The organism is Afipia sp. MLSD5-FHT05B12 (genome assembly GCF_058793355.1).
Genome location: NZ_JBXAFS010000001.1, coordinates 161,735 through 180,867 on the forward strand (window position 1 = coordinate 161,735; position 19,133 = coordinate 180,867).

The 19,133-nt window shown below is 57.8% G+C and carries 15 protein-coding genes; 14 read left to right on the forward strand and 1 reads right to left on the reverse strand.

Translation table 11 applies throughout. The features are described 5' to 3' along the window. The first annotated feature begins 72 nt into the window (after positions 1-72). The 14 genes from AC1Q6J_RS00665 to AC1Q6J_RS00730 all read left to right on the forward strand — a co-directional run bounded on the left by AC1Q6J_RS00665 (position 73) and on the right by AC1Q6J_RS00730 (position 17,664). Positions 73-2,817 carry a nitrate/nitrite transporter gene (locus AC1Q6J_RS00665; RefSeq protein ID WP_492277390.1) on the forward strand — a complete coding sequence of 915 codons (2,745 nt, stop codon included), beginning with the start codon at positions 73-75 and terminating at the stop codon, positions 2,815-2,817. 11 nt (positions 2,818-2,828) lie between these two features. Continuing rightward, a complete protein-coding gene (locus AC1Q6J_RS00670) occupies positions 2,829-6,575 on the forward strand; it encodes a nitrate reductase subunit alpha (RefSeq protein ID WP_492277391.1) in 3,747 nt (1,248 codons plus the stop codon). Further along, complete coding sequence (gene narH / locus AC1Q6J_RS00675; RefSeq protein WP_492277392.1) at positions 6,572-8,092, forward strand: nitrate reductase subunit beta; 1,521 nt, start codon at positions 6,572-6,574, stop codon at positions 8,090-8,092. Before AC1Q6J_RS00670 ends, narH begins: the two co-directional genes overlap by 4 nt. Beyond that, positions 8,092-8,793, forward strand: a complete 702-nt coding sequence (gene narJ / locus AC1Q6J_RS00680) for a nitrate reductase molybdenum cofactor assembly chaperone (protein WP_492277718.1) — start codon at positions 8,092-8,094, stop codon at positions 8,791-8,793. The genes narH and narJ overlap by 1 nt, the downstream gene beginning before the upstream one ends. An 11-nt stretch (positions 8,794-8,804) precedes the next feature. After that, positions 8,805-9,530, forward strand: coding sequence for a respiratory nitrate reductase subunit gamma (gene narI / locus AC1Q6J_RS00685; RefSeq protein WP_492277393.1), 726 nt, complete (start codon positions 8,805-8,807; stop codon positions 9,528-9,530). A 4-nt stretch (positions 9,531-9,534) separates the two neighbouring features. Beyond that, entirely contained in the window at positions 9,535-10,359 is an 825-nt protein-coding gene (locus tag AC1Q6J_RS00690) for a peptidylprolyl isomerase (protein ID WP_492277394.1), read from the forward strand. A 13-nt stretch (positions 10,360-10,372) separates the two neighbouring features. Next, positions 10,373-10,729, forward strand: coding sequence for a hypothetical protein (locus AC1Q6J_RS00695; RefSeq protein ID WP_492277395.1), 357 nt, complete (start codon positions 10,373-10,375; stop codon positions 10,727-10,729). Next, complete coding sequence (gene mog / locus AC1Q6J_RS00700; protein ID WP_492277396.1) at positions 10,726-11,298, forward strand: molybdopterin adenylyltransferase; 573 nt, start codon at positions 10,726-10,728, stop codon at positions 11,296-11,298. The genes AC1Q6J_RS00695 and mog overlap by 4 nt, the downstream gene beginning before the upstream one ends. Further along, positions 11,267-11,839, forward strand: a complete 573-nt coding sequence (locus AC1Q6J_RS00705; RefSeq protein WP_492277397.1) for a DUF2478 domain-containing protein — start codon at positions 11,267-11,269, stop codon at positions 11,837-11,839. Before mog ends, AC1Q6J_RS00705 begins: the two co-directional genes overlap by 32 nt. A gap of 37 nt (positions 11,840-11,876) precedes the next feature. Next, complete coding sequence (locus AC1Q6J_RS00710) at positions 11,877-13,070, forward strand: NnrS family protein (protein WP_492277398.1); 1,194 nt, start codon at positions 11,877-11,879, stop codon at positions 13,068-13,070. A 325-nt stretch (positions 13,071-13,395) separates the two neighbouring features. Then, positions 13,396-14,574 (forward strand): cyclic nucleotide-gated ion channel, encoded by a 1,179-nt coding sequence (locus AC1Q6J_RS00715; protein WP_492277399.1) that lies wholly within the window; start codon positions 13,396-13,398, stop codon positions 14,572-14,574. A gap of 94 nt (positions 14,575-14,668) precedes the next feature. Further along, positions 14,669-15,517: a universal stress protein gene (locus AC1Q6J_RS00720; protein ID WP_492277400.1), complete on the forward strand. Its 849-nt coding sequence runs from the start codon at positions 14,669-14,671 to the stop codon at positions 15,515-15,517. 345 nt (positions 15,518-15,862) lie between these two features. Next, entirely contained in the window at positions 15,863-16,417 is a 555-nt protein-coding gene (locus AC1Q6J_RS00725; RefSeq protein ID WP_492277401.1) for a cytochrome b, read from the forward strand. Continuing rightward, a complete protein-coding gene (locus AC1Q6J_RS00730) occupies positions 16,414-17,664 on the forward strand; it encodes an APC family permease (RefSeq protein WP_492277402.1) in 1,251 nt (416 codons plus the stop codon). Before AC1Q6J_RS00725 ends, AC1Q6J_RS00730 begins: the two co-directional genes overlap by 4 nt. Before the next feature lie 111 nt (positions 17,665-17,775). Here AC1Q6J_RS00730 and hemN read toward each other — a convergent pair whose 3' ends face one another. Further along, positions 17,776-19,128 carry an oxygen-independent coproporphyrinogen III oxidase gene (gene hemN, locus AC1Q6J_RS00735; protein ID WP_492277403.1) on the reverse strand — a complete coding sequence of 451 codons (1,353 nt, stop codon included), beginning with the start codon at positions 19,126-19,128 and terminating at the stop codon, positions 17,776-17,778. Positions 19,129-19,133 lie beyond the last annotated feature (5 nt).

Genomic DNA, 19,133 nt, shown 5'->3' on the forward strand with positions numbered 1-19,133 from the left:
GATTGATCCAGCGCAAATCAATTCGAGCCTCAAGAAGCAATCTCCAATCCGTGCGGATTTTGGAGATGCATTATGAACGGATCAAGTCCAGTCAGTACGGCTCCGGGTCGGGCGCTCTGGCTTTCGACCATTGCTTTCACGATCTGCTTCGCGGTCTGGACGATTTTCTCGATCATTGGCATTCGCATCAAGCAGGAACTGGGACTTAACGAAACCCAGTTCGGGCTTCTTGTCGGCACGCCCATTCTGAGCGGATCGCTCATTCGGCTGATCCTCGGTGTGTGGACCGATCAGTACGGCGGCAGACGCATCTATACTGTTGTGATGCTGGCGGCGGCGATCGCTACCTATCTACTGACATGGGCGCATACTTATCCGCAGTTTCTGATCGCCGCGCTTTTTGTCGGCATAGCCGGCGGCTCTTTTGCAGTCGGCGTCGCTTACGTGTCGCGTTTCTACCCGGCGGGCAAACAGGGGACGGCGCTCGGTATCTTCGGTGCGGGTAATGTCGGAGCCGCGGTTACGAAGTTCGTGGCTCCGTTCGTGCTGGTTGCTTATGGCTGGCAGACTGTCGCGCAGGTCTGGGCATTGGCGATCGGCGCAATGGGCGTCATCTTCTGGATGTTCTCGGAAGAAGATCCGGTCGTACTCGCGCGCCGGAAAAATCGTGAGAAGCCGAAGAGCGCATGGCTGGAGCTCGAATCGCTCAAGAATGTCCAGGTCTGGCGCTTCGCCCTTTACTACTTCTTTGTTTTTGGCGCGTTCGTCGCTCTTTCACTGTGGCTGCCGCAGTATCTGATCAACGTTTACGGCGTGAACATCAAAACCGCGGGCATGGTCGCCGCTATGTTCTCGTTTCCCGCCAGCGTGTTCCGCGCATATGGCGGACATCTTTCGGACCGCTATGGCGCTCGCCGGGTGATGTACTGGACGTTCCTTGTTGGCGTGGCATGCACGTTTATCCTGTCCTATCCGCCGGCTGACTATGTCGTCCGGACAACGACAGGGCCGGTGAGCTTCCACATGGAAATGGGCCTCGTGCCGTTCACCGTCATTGTGTTCGTACTCGGTTTCTTCATGGCGCTCGGCAAGGCGGCGGTCTTCAAGCACATCCCGGTTTATTATCCGAAGCACGTCGGCGCGGTCGGCGGACTCGTCGGCATGATCGGCGGCCTCGGCGGCTTCGTACTCCCGATTGTGTTCGGTGCGCTTAACGATCTCACCGGGCTGTGGACAAGTTGCTTCATGCTGCTGTTTGTCCTGGTGGCAGCCTCGCTCGCCTGGATGCATCTCGCCATCCGGCAGATGGAACGTGGCGTTTCGGGGGAGGCGCTCAGAAAGTTGCCCGAACTTCCCGAAATGGAAGAGATCCACAAGCCGGAACATATTGGCGCTCTGTCCGGGGCGGTGCTGACCGACTGGCGCCCCGAGGACAAGGCGTTCTGGGATACGACCGGGCGCGCCATCGCGCGGCGCAACTTATGGATATCAATCCCTTCATTGCTGCTTTCATTCGCGATCTGGCAGGTGTGGTCGGTCGTTGTGGCGAAACTGCCAGCGGTCGGATTCAAGTTCACCACAGCGGAATTATTCTGGCTGGCTGCGTTGCCGGGCATATCCGGCGCGGTGCTGCGTATCTTCTATTCGTTCATGGTTCCCATCTTTGGCGGTCGGCTGTGGACCACGCTGGCGACCTGGTCGTTGATGATCCCGGCTATCGGCATTGGCTATGCCGTGCAGAATCCGGCGACTCCCTATCCCCTGTTTCTCGTACTGGCATTGTTGTGCGGATTTGGCGGAGGAAACTTCGCATCGTCGATGGCAAACATCTCGTTCTTTTTCCCACGCTCCGAAAAGGGGAATGCCCTCGCGCTCAACGCGGGGCTCGGCAACCTCGGGGTCAGTACCGTGCAGTTCGTGGTGCCACTCGTGATTACAGCGGGCGTGTTCGGCTGGTTCGGCGGCGATCCAGCGATCGTGACGAATGGAACGCAGCAGGCGCCGCTCTGGTTGCAGAATGCCGGCTTCATCTGGGTGCCGTTCATTGCCGCAAGCGCTTTCGCCGCATGGTTCGGGATGAACGACATCGCGTCGGCGAAGGCATCCTTCGCGGATCAGGCTGTTATTTTCCAGCGTAAGCACAATTGGATTATGTGCTGGCTCTATACCGGTACCTTCGGTTCATTCATCGGCTACTCGGCTGGCTTTCCGTTGCTGGCGAAGACACAATTCCCTGCGATTGATGCTCTCCCGTTCGTATTTATGGGGCCGCTCGTGGGTGCGCTATCGCGTTCAGCGACGGGCTGGATCGCTGACAAATGGGGCGGAGGGCGCGTCACCCTGTGGGTGTTCATAGCGATGATGATCGGTGTCGTCGGAATTCTCTACTTCATTGGCATCAAGGATCAGCCGGGAGCGTTCTGGGGATTCTTCGCAATGTTCCTGTTCCTGTTCTTTGCGACGGGTGTTGGTAATGCGTCGACCTTCCAGATGATCCCGAACATCATGCGGAAGGAGATTGATCGCTTGATGCCAGGAGTCGATCTCGCGACACGCACGCGGCAGGCGGAAAAAGAGTCAGCCGCGATTACGGGCTTTACCTCGGCGATCGCTGCATTTGGCGCATTTTTCATCCCGAAGTCCTACGGAACCTCCATCGATCTCACCGGCGGAGTGCAGGCGGCGCTGTGGGGCTTCTTCATCTTCTACGTGACGTGCGTTCTGATCACCTGGGCCGTCTACACCCGCAAGGGCGGCCTGCTTCATGACATCGAACGGCGCGGCTTATCAACGCCCGCCGCCCAGCCAGCTCAGTAAGGAGAAAAACGATGAGCCATTTTCTTGACAGGCTTACGTTCTTCACGCGAGCCAAACCCGAGTTCGCCGGCGGTCACGGCATCACGACGTCTGAGGACAGATCGTGGGAGGATGGCTACCGCAAACGTTGGCAGCACGACAAGATCGTTCGCTCCACGCATGGCGTCAATTGCACGGGGTCTTGTTCGTGGAAGGTCTACATCAAAGGCGGCATCGTGACCTGGGAAACCCAGCAGACCGATTATCCGCGAACGCGGCCCGATCTGCCAAATCACGAGCCGCGTGGATGCTCGCGTGGCGCAAGCTATAGCTGGTATCTCTATTCCGGTAACCGTGTGAAATATCCGCTGGTGCGTTCCCGGCTGCTGAAGCTGTGGCGTGACGCGCGGGTGATGATGACGCCGGTCGCGGCATGGAAGTCGATCGTCGAGAATTCCGAAAAGCGCGCCTCTTATGTCAAGAAACGCGGCCTCGGCGGTTTCGTGCGCGCAAGCTGGGATGAGATCAACGAGATCGTCGCTGCGGCGAATGCCTACACCGTGAAAAACTATGGGCCAGACCGCATTTTCGGCTTCTCACCGATTCCCGCGATGTCGATGGTGAGCTATGCCGCCGGTGCGCGGTACCTCTCGCTGCTGGGCGGCGTATGCATGTCGTTCTACGACTGGTACTGCGACTTGCCGCCGGCGTCGCCACAAACCTGGGGTGAGCAGACCGACGTGCCGGAAAGCGCCGACTGGTATAACTCCGGCTTTCTCATCCTGTGGGGCTCCAATGTTCCGCAGACGCGCACGCCGGATGCTCATTTTTATACCGAGGTTCGCTACAAGGGTGCCAAGAGCGTGGTGATCTGTCCGGATTATTCGGAAGCATCAAAATTCGCCGATCTGTGGATCTCGCCGAAGCAGGGAACCGACGCCGCCCTCGCCATGGCGATGGGTCATGTCATCCTGCGCGAATTCCACATTGACCGGCAAGCCAAGTACTTCAATGACTACGCGCGGCAATACACAGACATGCCGATGCTGGTGCGTCTGGTAAAGCAGGGCGCGTACTATGTGCCGGAGCGCTTCATACGCGCGTCCGACTTCCATGCCGCATTGGGTGAAACCAATAATCCTGAATGGAAGACCGTCGCTTACGACGAGAACACCGGCGAGATCGTCGCGCCGAATGGAACGATCGGATTCCGCTGGGGCGAGAAGGGTAACTGGAATCTCGAGGAGAGGGCGGCGAATGGGCGGGAGACAAAACTCCGACTGTCGTTGATGGACATCCAGGATGACATTGCTTCGGTCGGATTTCCGTATTTTGGCAACCGCGAGCATGATCATTTCCTCGGCACCGATCATCCCGACGTGTTGATGCGCAACGTGCCGGTGAAGACACTCCAGCTCGCGGATGGAGAAACGGTCGTCGCATCGGTGTTCGATCTGTTCATTGCCAACTACGGTGTCGATCGTGGCCTGGGCGGCGCGCATATAGCCGCGAATTACGATGATATGGAGCCCTACACCCCGGCCTGGGCGGAAAAGATCAGTGGTGTGCCGCGCGATCAGATCATCACGGTGGCGCGAGAATTCGCGTTGAATGCCGAGAAGACAGGCGGGCGCTCGATGGTGATCGTCGGCGCTGGTCTTAACCACTGGTACCACATGGATATGAACTACCGTGGCATCATCAACATGCTGGTGATGTGCGGATGCGTGGGCCAATCGGGTGGCGGCTGGTCGCACTATGTCGGACAGGAAAAGCTGCGCCCGCAAAGCGGATGGCTGCCGCTCGCCTTCGGCCTCGACTGGAGCCGTCCGCCGCGACAGATGAATTCGACCTCGGCATTCTACGCCCATACAGATCAATGGCGTTATGAAACGCTCGATGTAAAGGAAGTTCTGTCGCCAACGGCCCCGGCAGGTCCGTGGGATGGTGCGCTGATCGACTACAATGTGCGCGCAGAACGCATGGGCTGGCTGCCATCCGCACCGCAGCTTCAGGCCAATCCGATCGAGGTGTCGAAGCAGGCCGCAGCCTCTGGTCTGGAGGCGAAGGACTATGTCGCCAAGGCGCTCAAATCAGGCGAGTTGAAACTCGCCTGCGACGATCCCGACAATCCAAAGAACTGGCCGCGTAACATGTTTGTGTGGCGCTCCAACCTCCTGGGAGCGTCCGGCAAGGGCCACGAGTATTTTCTCAAACATCTGCTTGGCACCAGCCACGGCGTGATGGGCAAGGACCTTGGCGAGGACGGCAAGAAGAAGCCGAACGAAGTCGTATGGCATGACGAAGCGCCCCAGGGAAAACTCGATCTTCTCGTCACGCTCGATTTCCGCATGTCCACGACCTGCATGTATTCGGACATCGTGTTGCCGACAGCGACCTGGTACGAGAAAAATGATCTCAACACGTCAGATATGCATCCCTTCATTCATCCGCTGACGGCGGCGATCGATCCGGTTTGGGAGTCGCGCAGCGATTGGGAGATCTACAAGGGCATCGCCAGATCGTTTTCCAAAGTCGCCCCGGAGGTACTCGGCGTGGAAAAGGACGTCGTCCTTACACCGATCATGCATGACACGGCTGGCGAGATTGCACAGCCCTTCGATGTCAAGGATTGGAAGAAGGGCGAGATCGATCCGATTCCCGGCAAGACCATGCCGGCGGTCACCGTGGTCGAGCGTGACTATCCCAACATTTACGGGCGGTTCACGTCGCTCGGGCCGCTGATGGGTAAGCTCGGCAACGGCGGCAAGGGCATGAACTGGAATACCGAGCATGAGGTCGATCTGCTCAAGCATCTGAATGGCGTGGTGACCGAGGAGGGGCCGAGCAAGGGTCTCGCTCGCATCGATACGGACATCGATGCCTGCGAAGTTCTTCTGAGTCTCGCCCCGGAAACCAACGGCGAGGTCGCGGTCAAGGCCTGGAATTCGCTCGGCGGATTCACCGGCCGCGATCATGCTCATCTCGCGATTCCGAAGGAAGATGAGAAGATCCGCTTTCGCGATGTAGTCGCGCAGCCACGCAAGATCATCTCGTCTCCGATCTGGTCCGGACTGGAGTCGGAAAAGGTCTGCTACAACGCCTGCTACACCAACGTCCACGAACTGATCCCCTGGCGGACGCTTACGGGCCGCCAGCAGCTTTATCAGGATCATCTGTGGATGAGGGCGTTCGGTGAGGGCTTCTGTGTTTATCGTCCGCCAATCGACACCAAGTCGGTCGGTCCTGTGATCGACCGCAAGCCAAACGGCAACAAGACAATGGTGCTGAATTTCCTTACGCCGCATCAGAAATGGGGCATTCACTCAACCTACACCGACAACTTACTGATGCTCACGCTGTCGCGCGGCGGTCCGATTGTCTGGATCAGCGAAGCCGACGCGAAGGGTGCCGGCATCGTTGATAACGACTGGATCGAGGTCTTCAACACCAATGGGGCGCTCGTGGCCCGTGCGGTGGTCTCTCAGCGCGTCAAGCAAGGCATGTGCATGATGTACCATGCCCAGGAGAAGATCGTGAACGTGCCGGGCTCAGAGCAAACCGGCCAGCGTGGCGGTATCCACAATTCCGTGACCCGTGTCGTACTCAAGCCGACACACATGATTGGCGGGTACGCTCAGCAATCCTACGGCTTCAATTACTACGGCACGGTGGGCTCGAACCGCGATGAATTCGTCGCCGTTCGCAAGATGGCAAACATCGATTGGCTCGACACGCCGCTGGCCGCAACCACATCCGGCCTGGAGGCTGCAGAATGAAAATCCGTGCCCAAATTGCAATGGTGCTGAATCTCGACAAGTGTATCGGGTGTCACACCTGTAGCGTGACTTGCAAGAACGTCTGGACCAGCCGCGAGGGTATGGAATACGCGTGGTTCAACAACGTCGAAACGAAGCCCGGCATCGGCTATCCCAAGGACTGGGAAAATCAGGTGCGCTGGAAAGGTGGCTGGACCCGCAAGCGTAATGGCTCGATTGCGCCTCGGATCGGCGGCAAGTGGCGCGTGTTGGCGAATATTTTCGCCAACCCTGATTTGCCGGAGATTGACGATTATTACGAGCCGTTCACTTTCGACTACGAGCATCTGCAGAAGGCTCCCGAGATGGCGGCGATGCCGACCGCCCGTCCGCGCTCGCTCATTTCCGGTGAACGTATGGAGAAGATCGAATGGGGGCCAAACTGGGAGGAAATTCTTGGCGGAGAATTCGCTGCGCGCTCGAAGGATGTGAATTTCGACGGCGTGCAGAAGGAGATTTACGGCCAGTTCGAAAACACCTTCATGATGTATCTGCCGCGATTGTGCGAGCATTGTCTGAACCCAACCTGCGTAGCAGCGTGTCCTTCGGGCGCGATCTACAAGCGCGAGGAAGACGGCATCGTCCTGATCGATCAAGACAAGTGCCGTGGCTGGCGCATGTGCGTCTCCGGATGTCCCTACAAGAAGATTTACTACAACTGGTCTTCGGGGAAGTCGGAAAAATGCGTCTTCTGCTATCCGCGGATCGAGGCCGGTCAACCGACCGTATGTTCTGAAACATGTGTCGGCCGCATCCGCTATCTCGGCGTGGTGCTCTACGATGCAGATCGGATCGCGGAGGCCGCCAGCATGCCGGACGAGCGCGATCTGTATCAGGCCCAACTCGACGTCTTCCTGAATCCCAACGATCCGCTGGTGATGGCCGAGGCGGAACGACAGGGCATTCCCCATGCGTGGCTGGAAGCCGCCAAAATATCGCCGATCTGGAAAATGGCGATGGAATGGAAGGTGGCGTTCCCGCTGCATCCGGAATATCGCACGTTGCCAATGGTCTGGTACGTGCCGCCGCTGTCGCCGATTACCTCGGCAGCATCCGCCGGGAAGATTGGTATTGACGGTGAAATGCCCGACGTCAGATCGCTGCGTATTCCAATGAGGTACCTCGCAAACTTGCTGACCGCAGGGGACGAGAAGCCGGTGACGCTTGCGCTCGAGCGTATGCTTGCGATGCGGGCCTTCATGCGCGCCAAGACGATCGACGGGGTTGTCGATGAAGCGATTGCGCGGCGGGTCGGCCTGAAGGCCGAACAAATCGATGAAATGTACAAGATCATGGCAATAGCCAACTACGAGGACAGGTTCGTTATTCCGACGGCCCATCGTGAAGTCGGCGCCGACGCCTACGATTTGCGCGGCTCATGTGGCTTTACATTCGGTAACGGATGCTCGGGCGGCGAAACCGAAGTCAATCTGTTCGGTTCGCCGCGCAAGGCAAAGAATCCGATGGAGGTTGTGTGATGAAGACCTTCAAAGTCCTTTCGGCGCTTCTCACCTATCCTTCCCGGGAAATGATTGCGGTGGTTTCAGAGTTCGGAGCGGTACTGGATTCGGAGAACCTCGTGCCTGCCGCCCAGCGGCGCGCGCTTGATGCCCTGATCGAGGAAATCGCGTCTGGGGAACTTTACGACCTTCAGGAGAGCTACGGTCTGTTGTTCGACCGGAGCAGGGCTCTTGCCCTGCATCTGTTCGAACACGTTCATGGTGAAAGCCGCGATCGGGGCCAGGCCATGGTTGATCTCAGGACATTGTACGAAGATGCCGGCTTTGCCATTGCAGCAAACGAATTGCCGGACTTTGTGCCGTTGTTTCTCGAATTCCTGTCAACGCAACCCGTGACGGCGGCGCGCGATCTGCTCGCCCAGCCAGCGCATATCCTTGCCGCAATGGCTGAGCGGCTGGGGCGCCGCAAGTCCAGCTACAAAGCTATTTTCGATGCGCTTGTGGCGATTGTGGCCGAAGCGCCGCAAAGAGCGATTGTCGATGAGCTCCTGAAAGGTCCCGATCCGGATCCAATGGACTTCGCTGTGCTCGATGCCGCGTGGGAAGAAGAGGAGGTCAGGTTCGGCCCGAGCTCGCAGAATGCATGCGGGCACGAAAGCCTTGCCGCTCGCCTTCGCCATGCCACGCGTGCAGTCAAGCCCACGCCGTCAGCTCTCTAAGGAAGGCAGCAATGATGCAAACGCTCAACGCCATCGTCTTCGGCTGGTATCCCTACCTTTGTCTCACAGTGTTTCTGTTCGGGAGCCTCTTTCGGTTCGACCGCGAGCAGTATACGTGGCGCACCGGATCCAGCCAGCTGCTGCGGCGGCGCCAACTGATGTGGGGATCGAACCTGTTTCATGTCGGCATTCTGGTTATTTTTCTGGGCCATTTCGTTGGTCTGCTGACGCCGATCTGGGTGTTCGATATGCTTGGCATCTCTCATGGTTTCAAGCAGGTACTCGCAATCGTCGCTGGCGGCGTGGCCGGCATCATGTGTCTCGTCGGTATTTCCCTTCTGACGCACCGGCGTCTGTTCGATGCGCGCATCCGCGCCAACTCGTCGTTTGGCGATACTGCGATTCTGCTGGTCCTGTTCGTTCAGCTGCTGCTGGGACTTGCGACCATCCCTCTGTCACTCGGCCATCTCGACGGTCACGAAATGGTGAAATTCATGACGTGGGCTCAGTCGATTGTGACGCTGCAACCAGGCGCGGCTGCGAACATTCTGGATGTGCATCCGATCTTCAAGGCGCATCTGGTGCTTGGAATGACGATCTTTCTTATCTTTCCTTTTACCCGCCTTGTCCACGTGTGGAGCGCTCCGGTCTGGTATCTCGGTCGACGTGGTTATCAAGTCGTCCGCTGCCGCAACGGTGGCCGGGCTGCCCCGCCACCTGTCCAACCCGCGGAGTAAAATCATGAACTGCTCGGTCTCGAATGTCTTGCCGAAGCCGAAGACGATTAGTGTCAACGAGGTCGTGATTTCCCGCGAGGCGATTGCCAGGGAAGTTCAAAACCATCCGGCTGAAAAGCCGATTCTAGCGTGGCAGGCCGCGGCTCGCGCCTTGGTCGTCCGGGAATTGCTACTTCAGGAATCAGCGCGTCTTGACATTGATGCAGAGCCGCTTAGCGATCCTGATGGCCGTACCGAGACCGCCGACGAGGCGGCAATGCGGACGCTGGTCGAGCGCGAAGTCGCGACTCCGGAGCCGGACGAGGCGGCCTGCTGGCGGTTTTACGAACAGAACCGCCCGCGGTTTCGCTTGGGAGATATCTATGAGGTGGCTCACATTCTGGTCGCCGCGCCTCGCGGCAATGTGGCCGCCCGCACCGCGGCACGGGCGACCGCCGATACGCTCCTTGCGGCCGTGAAATCGGATCGTTCTGCTTTTTCGGATCTCGCGACCCATCATTCCGACTGCAAAATGTCGGCACTGGAGGGCGGCTATCTCGGGCAGATCACGCGCGGACAAACGGTGCCGGAATTTGAGATGGCGCTAGAGCGGATGCGGCCGGGCGACGTTGCGGTCGTGGAAACCCGCTATGGATTCCACATCGTGCGTCTCGATTATCGCGCCGAGGGGCAGACATTGCCTTTCGAAATCGTGCGCGAGCGGATCGCCGATTATTTGGCATCTAGCGTCGAACATCGTGCGCTTGCGCAATACATTTCAATCCTTGCGGGCCGGGCCAAGATCACAGGCATTTCGCTCGCCGCGACCGATACGCCGCTGGTCCAGTAGCGAGGGGCACTACATGCAGCTCGGTGAGATTATCCGTGGCCTTAATGACCAGGCCTATGCCGCCGAGGCACTGATTGCCTGTGGCGACATTGTGTTGCTGACGCGCGTCGACGCCATGTCCGGCCGGTTCGGGGAAAGCATCGGTGAGTACGCAGCAGGTGCCGTGGGGCGTTTTTCAAATTTAGCCGGTAGCGAAGACTGGCTCGGCCTTATGAATGTTCTCGAACGTGCTGACGATCCGGGAGCGGGTTGTCTGACGTACATGGTTGGCTGGTCGCTGAAGCAGGACGAAGCTCAACCAGCCTCCCATGTTGATACCGACCATGCTCATGCAGGGTGCATGTGTGGAGGGAGCGGAGGCTGTTCATGAGTCCCGGATTTGACAAGCCAGCCAATCTCACCGGATCAAAAACGCTCGCACGGATCGGTATCCTTGTTGTTTCAGATCGCGCGAGCAGGGGTATTTATGAAGACAAGAGTGGGAAGACCATCAGTGACTTCCTGGAAAAGGTTATACGGTCGAATTGGATCGTCATCTTCAAGGTCATTCCCGATGGCGCGGAAAGTGTTGCCAATGCGCTGATCGAATTGTCGGATCGCGAAGGTTGCGATCTTGTCCTGACCACAGGTGGAACCGGACCCGCTCCGCGCGACCTCACACCGGAGGGAACGCGCATGGTCATCGGCCGCGAACTGGCGGGTTTCGGTGAATTGATGCGGCGAGTGAGTCTGGACCACGTTCCGACTGCGATTTTGTCGCGTCAACTCGCCGGTACACGCAATCATTCGCTGATCGTCAACCTGCCCGGCCGCCCTGCGGCCATTGACGTTTGCCTGAATGCCATCTTCCCTGCGATCCCGTATTGTCTTGAACTGATCGGGGCGCGCCCAATCGAGGTGAATTCCGATGTTTGTATTACATTCCGCCCCGGCGCCTGATCTGACCCGGCCGCTCGAATCCAGCCTTGCTGCGGTTGTTTACGCGAATGACGAATATCCGGATGCGATATTCAAGTGGATCGTCAGCGAATGCCGCTCACGCAATCTGATTCTGTCGGGAGTTCTGCAGCAACCGGCATTTGAGGGGACTGATAAGCGATGCGATGTGTTGCTCGAAGATCTCGCGAGTGGCGATCGCACTTTGCTCTTTGAGGACCGTGGCGCCGGCGCGAGGGGATGCCGTCTGGACTTGGCGGCGCTGATCGAAGCCGCCATAAAGGTTGAAAACAGTCTCGAAAGTAATCCTGTCCTTCTGGTGCTTAACAAGTTCGGGAAGGTGGAAGCCGATGGCGGAGGTATGTGTGGGTTGATAGCGAAAGCGCTGGAACGCGGCATACCGGTTATTATCGGCGTGCCGATCCGCAACCTGGATGCATGGAGAAATTTTGCCGGCGAGTTCTCAGTCGAACTTCCCGAGGACATCGGTCAAATCGGAGAATGGCTTGAGGCGCTCGAATCCATGTCGCTCTGCGCAGCCTGAAACGGGCACCCGTTAATCACAAAAGACCTTTAAGTATATGACAACTTCAGCAACATCGGTGCCGCGGCTGCGGCTCTATCGGGGACCTGCCGTGCTGTCGTACGGCTTCCGGCCGTTCTTCTTGCTCGGTGCAGTCTATGCGGGCATTGCTGTGCTCGCATGGCTTCCGATGTTTCTCGGCGAACTGACGCTGAGTACTGCATTCTCTCCACGTGACTGGCATGTGCATGAAATGCTGTATGGCTATTTGCCTGCCATCATCACCGGATTTTTGTTTACGGCGATTCCGAACTGGACCGGGCGGCTGCCGATCCAGGGTATGCCATTGCTCGTGCTGGTCATTGTTTGGACATTGGGTCGTCTTGCCGTGACATGTTCAGCAGGAATCGGCTGGTTTGCGGCAATGACGATAGACATTAGCTTTCTGGGGCTGATCACGGCCGTTACCAGCCGGGAAATTGTTTACGGAAGTAACTGGCGGAATCTTAAGGTTGTATTGCTTGTCGCGCTCCTATTGGCGGGCAACATCGCTTTCCATCTCGAGGCTCATCTCACCGGCGAAGCGAACTACGGCATCCGCGCCGGTATCGCCGTCGTCGTCCTACTCATCGTGTTGATCGGTGGCCGCATCATCCCAAGTTTCACGCGTAACTGGCTGGCGCGGGAAAATCCCGGGCGCCTGCCATCTCCTTTTGCCAGATTCGACATTGCGATCGTCATCCTGAGTGCGGCGACACTGCTTGTGTGGGTGATCCAGCAGGACGGTTTTCCGAGCGGCGTCCTTTTTACTGCGGTTGGAGTTCTGCACGTTGTCCGCCTCGGCCGGTGGGCTGGTGACCGCGCGTTTCGGGAGCGCCTCGTCCTCATCCTGCACGTCGGATATGCCTTCATTCCGGCTGGCTTCCTGTTGGCCGCGGCGTCTGCCTTCAATTTTATTCCCGCAAGTGGCGCCGTCCACGCATGGATGGCGGGAGCCGCTGGCGTCATGACGTTGGCGGTGATGACGCGCGCAAGTCTCGGTCATACTGGCCAGCCGCTGACTGCATCCACCTTCACGCAGGGAATCTATGCCGCCATTGTGATAGCCGCGCTTGCCCGCATCTGCGCAGTCATCTTCCCGGCCTTGAGCAGTCAGTTGCTGCATCTGGCGGCATACGCGTGGGCGGCCGCGTTTCTTGGCTTTGCAGTTTACTTCGGCCCCTTGCTTATAGGCGAGACGAAGAGGCGGTAGTTGGTATCATCGAATCGGCTTTGAATTCAGATCTCGACCGATTGAGCAATCTGTGTTTCCCGCGCTCAGCGGTGCCGGTTCGTGCGAGCCCGAGGCATGGATCCGCCCGGCTCGCGATCCTGAAAAACATCCAGTCCGGAATGTTTCGCGGCGTTGACCCCCCTTAGATCGAAAAGATGAGCTCGGGGCCCCCTGAATCTGATGTGAATCAATCGGTCCCGCTGCCCATCGGATACCAATGGTTCAAGCGCATGACGGGTCGGAGCGGCCAGATTTCCGGCCGGTGCCTTGCTGCCGCTCATCCTTGATCGAGAGGCGTTGCACCATGGCTTACAAGGTGGCTGCCGCGCGTATGCGCCGGCATCTTTACGAGATCCTGGAAGCGTCGCCGCATGGCACGAGTGCGGGGATGCTCGTTAACTCGACCATTGCGGCATTCGTTGCGGTAAGTCTGTGTGGGACGGTTTTGGAGACGGTGCCACATCTGAACAGCAAATATGGCACTATTTTTCTTGCCATTGAGATCGTTAGTCTCGCTCTTTTTAGCGTGGAGTATGCCGTCCGGATCTGGATAGCTCCGGAACATGTTCCTTATCGCGAGCTGAATAGGCGTGCCGCGCGCCTCAGCTATATTCTGAGCGCGCAGGGGATTATCGACTGTCTCGCCATCGCTCCCCTTTGGGGCGGGATTCTGGAAGTGGCCGATCTTCGTGTTTTGATCGTTCTGCGCGTTCTGCGCGTGATGAAGTTTAGCCGGTATTCCTCCGGTATGAGTTCGTTGCTTGCTGTTCTTTGGAACGAACGGCGCGCGCTCATCGGCTGCCTCATCATCCTGATTTGTGCGACGCTTATTTCCGCGAGCGTAATGCATGTGGTTGAGGGACGAGCGCAGCCAGACAAGTTTGGGACCATACCGGACGCCATGTGGTGGTCGATTGTCACGCTCACCACGATCGGATACGGCGATGTTGTCCCGGCGACTGCGATCGGGAAGATGGTGGCTGCGGTTATCATCGTTAGTGGTCTTGTGATGATTGCATTGCCCGTTGGCATCGTTGCGACGGCATTCTCGGACGTCATCCACCGGCGTGACTTCATCGTTACCTGGAGCATGGTGGCGCGCGTACCGATCTTTTCTCATTTGACCGCGGGCGATATCGCTCACGTGATGCAATTATTGCGAGCCCGGCAAGTCGAGAAGGGCGATATAATCGTTCGCCGCGGCGATATCGCCCATGCAATGTACTTCATCACGGAAGGGGAAGTGGAGATAGAGTTGCGGCCCGGCCATACGGTTCTGCTAGGGCCCGGGCAGTTTTTCGGCGAACGGGCACTGCTCAGAAATACCAAGCGTTCGGCGACGGTAAAAGCATGTACCCGCTCAAGGCTTTTGGTACTCGACGCCTCGGACCTGAAAACCTTGATTTCCCGCGAGCCTAACATCGCCGATCACATCGATAAAATCGCCTCTGGCCGGACCGGCCATGAAGACGAGACAGCCTAATGTCAGGCATATTTGACGGGCTTGCGATGAATCAAGGAACGGTCTTCGTTCGACGATAAGAAGGGCGTGAGTTATTCGGAAAAAGGAGCCCGCGATGGCATTCGAGGATATTCTGATTTCCCTTACAACCTATCCGGAACCGACGAAGCGGTCGGCGATTGATGATGCTGTCGCCCTTGCGGTTTCGCTTGAATCTCGTATTTCGGCAATTGCCTGCGAAGTCAGAGTGCCAGCGCCGGCTAGTCCGATGGGTAGCGCCCTGCTCAATGTCCCGGCGCTGGTTTCCGCCGAATTGAAGAAAAGTGCGACCGCTGCCGCGCAAGAACTCGCTGAGTTTAGAAAGGTCGCCGACCAGAAGGGTGTGTTTCAGGAAGTTGTTCTGGAAAAATGCACGACGCCGGAATTTCCCGATCTGGTCACTGATTATGCGCGTCTCAGGGATCTCACCATCATCCCGATGTCCGATACCGATACCGTTGAGCGATGGCTTGCCGAAACCCTGATCTTCGGTTCGGGGCGACCTACAGTTGTTCTGCCGGAACGTCCGAGATGGAGCAGGGCTGTTGCGTTGGACACGGTGGTCGTCGCTTGGGATTTCAGCCGGAATTCCTCGCGCGCCGTGGCCGACGCCTTGCCAATCCTTAAAAAAGCGAAACTTGTCTCCGTATTGACGGTGACTAATGAGAAAGTATTTTCCAGCGGGCGTTCTGGCGCTGAGCTTGCCAGATATCTGGCGCGTCATGGCGTGAATGTTGTTCTCGACGAAGTCGACGCCGCCGGCCGCGATATTGCCACCGTCTTCGAATCGCACTTGATGCTGCGGAGTGCGGATCTCCTGGTGATGGGTGCTTACGGCCATTCGCGCTTTCGCGAATTTGTTCTTGGGGGCGCCACCAGAAGCGTGCTTATGCGGCCACCGGTCCCGGTGTTTCTCTCGCATTGACGGCGCTTGTGCCGTATCGCGGCGAGTGAGCGCAATGAGCGTTCGTACTGCCTGTTTGTCCAACGCAGCGACTGCGGGACAATTCCTCGCGGCGGTGAGTATTGACGCGGTTCGACAGATAACCACGCATAAATCGAAAGTCACTCAAGCTGCACCCGAGGAATTGCATCGCGGAAGCGAGAGAGATTGCTGAAGAAAGCGGCCGCGGCCTATGGCGCGTTCGCGGCGGTCAGCCCATTCTGGAGCAGGTAAGGTCATTGATGAGGCTGTGATCGCCACCACGTCCTTGATGCAGGTCAAAGGCTTCGCTGCAAGCCCCGATAGCGTTGTCCAGAGGCTTTTCAAATGCACCTTAATCGCACGCTCCAGAGCTACAGCACCGTCTCCAAGGTTCTGCATTGGTTGATGGCTATTCTTGTCGTGGTGTGCTGGATGCTAGGTGTTTTCACGAACGACCTGATGAAGGTAACGAGCCGCAGCGTCACTCTATTTGTTCACATCACAGTGGGGTTGGCACTGCTCGATATTCTCGTGCTGCGAGCGCTCTGGCGCGCCATGTCTTCGCTGCCGCCGGCCGAGCGCCCGGTATTCGGAATATGGCCTGGGGTGGGAAGGCTGATGCATTATGTACTCTATGCGATGCTTTTGATGGTGCCAGTCACTGGCATTGTGCTTCAATTCTCTTATGGCCAAGGCTTGCCGCTTTACGGCGTCGCTGAAATTCCCTCGCCTTTGACGTTCGATGCCAAGCTTGCAAACATTATGATGGAGGTGCATGAATTGTCCGCCCATGCGCTGATGATACTGGCGGGCATTCACGCACTTGGGGCTCTTGTCCATCATTATGTGTTTCGCGACCGCACCCTTGTTCGGATGCTGCCGGGTCCGGATGGCTCATGACCGATCACGCATCCCCGATGCTCACACGCTTGCCGTCTAACACACCTGCGACACTCAAGCGGCGGCTTGGACTGCCATTGCTCGTTCTCTATGGCACCGGCATCACGATTGGTGCAGGTATCTATGTGCTCATTGGTGAGGTCGCCGGTCACGCCGGTGTTTATGCACCATGGTCGTTTCTTCTCGCCGCGGCCATCATGGCGCTCACTGTGGCTTCGTATATTGAGTTGTCCACGCGATTTCCGGTGAGCGCAGGCGAGGCCGCCTATGTAAAAGCCGCCTTCGAGTCACGGCCGCTTTCGATTTTGGTAGGTTTGTTGACGATCGGCATTGCGACGGTCTCCTCCGCCGCCGTGGCGCTGGGGTCCGCCGGTTACATCCAGCAGTTTCTGGACTGGCCCCGGGACCTGATCGTCATGGCGGTCGTCGTTCTGCTTGGTGTTGTCGCGGCGTGGGGCATTCTCGAATCGGTGGTGCTGGCCAGCCTATTCACGCTGATCGAAGCAGGGGGCCTTGTTGCGATCATTGCCACCGCTGTCTATTCGGACGTTCCGATCGCGGCTGCGTTCAGGAATGTTCCGCCGTTGGAAGCCACAGCGTTGTCTGGTATTGCGTTCGGCAGCCTGCTGGCCTTCTTCGCTTTCATCGGCTTTGAGGATCTTGCCAATGTGGTTGAGGAGGCCAAGCAACCGCGCCGGGATATCCCTCGCGCGATGGTTCTGACGCTGCTGATATCGACAGCGCTGTATATCCTGATAGCCGCAGTTGCTGTTTCCACAGTGTCAATCGAGCGCCTCGCGTTGTCGCCGGCGCCGCTCAGCCTGGTTTTTCACGCGGTGGCAGACGTTAATCCGAGGACGATCAGCCTTATCGCGATTGTGGCGACGCTGAATACGATTTTGGCCCAGATGACCATGGCGTCGCGTGTCATCTATGGATTGGCGCGTGACGGGGATTTGCCGAACGTGCTTGCGAGGGTTCATTCCGCTACCGGAACGCCTGTAGTGGCAACTACATTGATTGTGGCCTGCGTGATTCCGCTCGCGCTGTCAGTCCCGTTCGCATGGCTGGCGGAAGGAACTTCGCTGGCAACGCTTGTGGTTTTTGCTCTGGTCAACATAGCTCTGCTGAGACTTCGGTATCGGGGCGCTTTATCTTCGCATCCTCACGTCAGCGTGCCGGTCTGGGTACCAGCGCTAGGTGTCATCGCGTGCATTGCGATGATCACTAGTTCGTTTCTCAAGTGACAAGCGTGATATATCGCGTGTCTCGACTGGTGGATTGGGTGTCTCACCGGAGACGGTTGACAGGTTGTGTCATTCCAGATGCCGTTTTCCCGGGTACTTAGCGCTTCCGGTTCACACCGCGCGGCTGTAGACCGGACCTGACGTTCCGATATAGGCGTCGAATGCTGAGGCGACGCTCCGTACCAGGTGGCGCGCGTCATCCGCGACTGAAAGTACAGACCCTTGGAGGTGGACCACGCCATCGGCAGTCAGCGCGTGCAAGCGACTGGCCGACTGAAGTACGGCGTCCGGTGTTGTTCCGTGCCTTGAGCAAACCTGCCGCAGGTCAACGCGGAAATCGCACATGATCCGCTCGATAATGTCGGCGCGCAGACGGTCGTCGGCCGTCAACGCATAGCCTTTTCGAGTCGCGAGATCTCCACCGTTGACCAGTTCGCAATAGGATCGCGGTGCGGTGTCATTCTGGACGTAACCCTGGTCAAGCCGTCCGATGGCGCTTGCGCCAAAGCCAATCAAAATATCGCTGGCGTCGTTGGTATAGCCCTGAAAGTTCCGGTGAAGGCTTCCTGCTGCGTGCGCCGTCGTCAGGCTGTCTCCAGGAAGGGAGAAATGATCGAGGCCGATCTGCCGATAACCTGCGGAGGTCAGGGAACAGGCGATCATGTTCGCCTGGAGATGGCGGTTGGCTCCATCAGGAAGCGCAGCTTCGTCAATCTTGCGCTGATGCTTCTTGAACGTCGGAACGTGAGCATAGCCGAAAACTGAAAGACGGTCGGGACGGAGTTGAAGACATTGCCGGACCGTATCGAAGCACGACGCAACCGTCTGATGCGGCAAGCCATAAATCAGATCGAAGTTGATACCGCGCACGCCTGCCGCCCGCAGTCCTTCGGTCGCGGCGGCAGTGGCTTCAAAACTTTGCACACGGTTGATGGCCTGCTGCACCACAGGGTCGAAGCTCTGTACGCCGAGACTGGCCCGTGTGACTCCGCTCGCACCAAGTTCAAGCATCATCTCATCAGTGAGCGTGCGTGGATCGATCTCGACGGCGACCTCAGTGTCGGAAAGAAAAGAGAATTTTTGCCTCAGAATGTTCATCAGTTCAGCAAACTGAACGGGCGTTACGATGGTCGGCGTTCCGCCGCCGAAGTGAATCTGATGGACTTTGAGCGGGCGCCCGATATGATCTGCCACGATGCTGATCTCTTGCCGCAACGCCGCGAGATAGTCGGCGATGGGTTCATCGCGCCGGGTAATCTTTGTATTGCAGCCACAATACCAGCACATGGATCGGCAGAAGGGTATGTGCAGATAGAGCGAAACCGTTCGCTCTTGAGGAATAGAGGCGAGCCACTGGCGATAGGTTTTTTGCGAGATTGCAGCCGAAAAATGCGGCGCTGTCGGATAGCTTGTGTAGCGCGGCAGGCGCTCCTCGCCATAACGAATGTTGAGATCTGAGCGCATGTGCA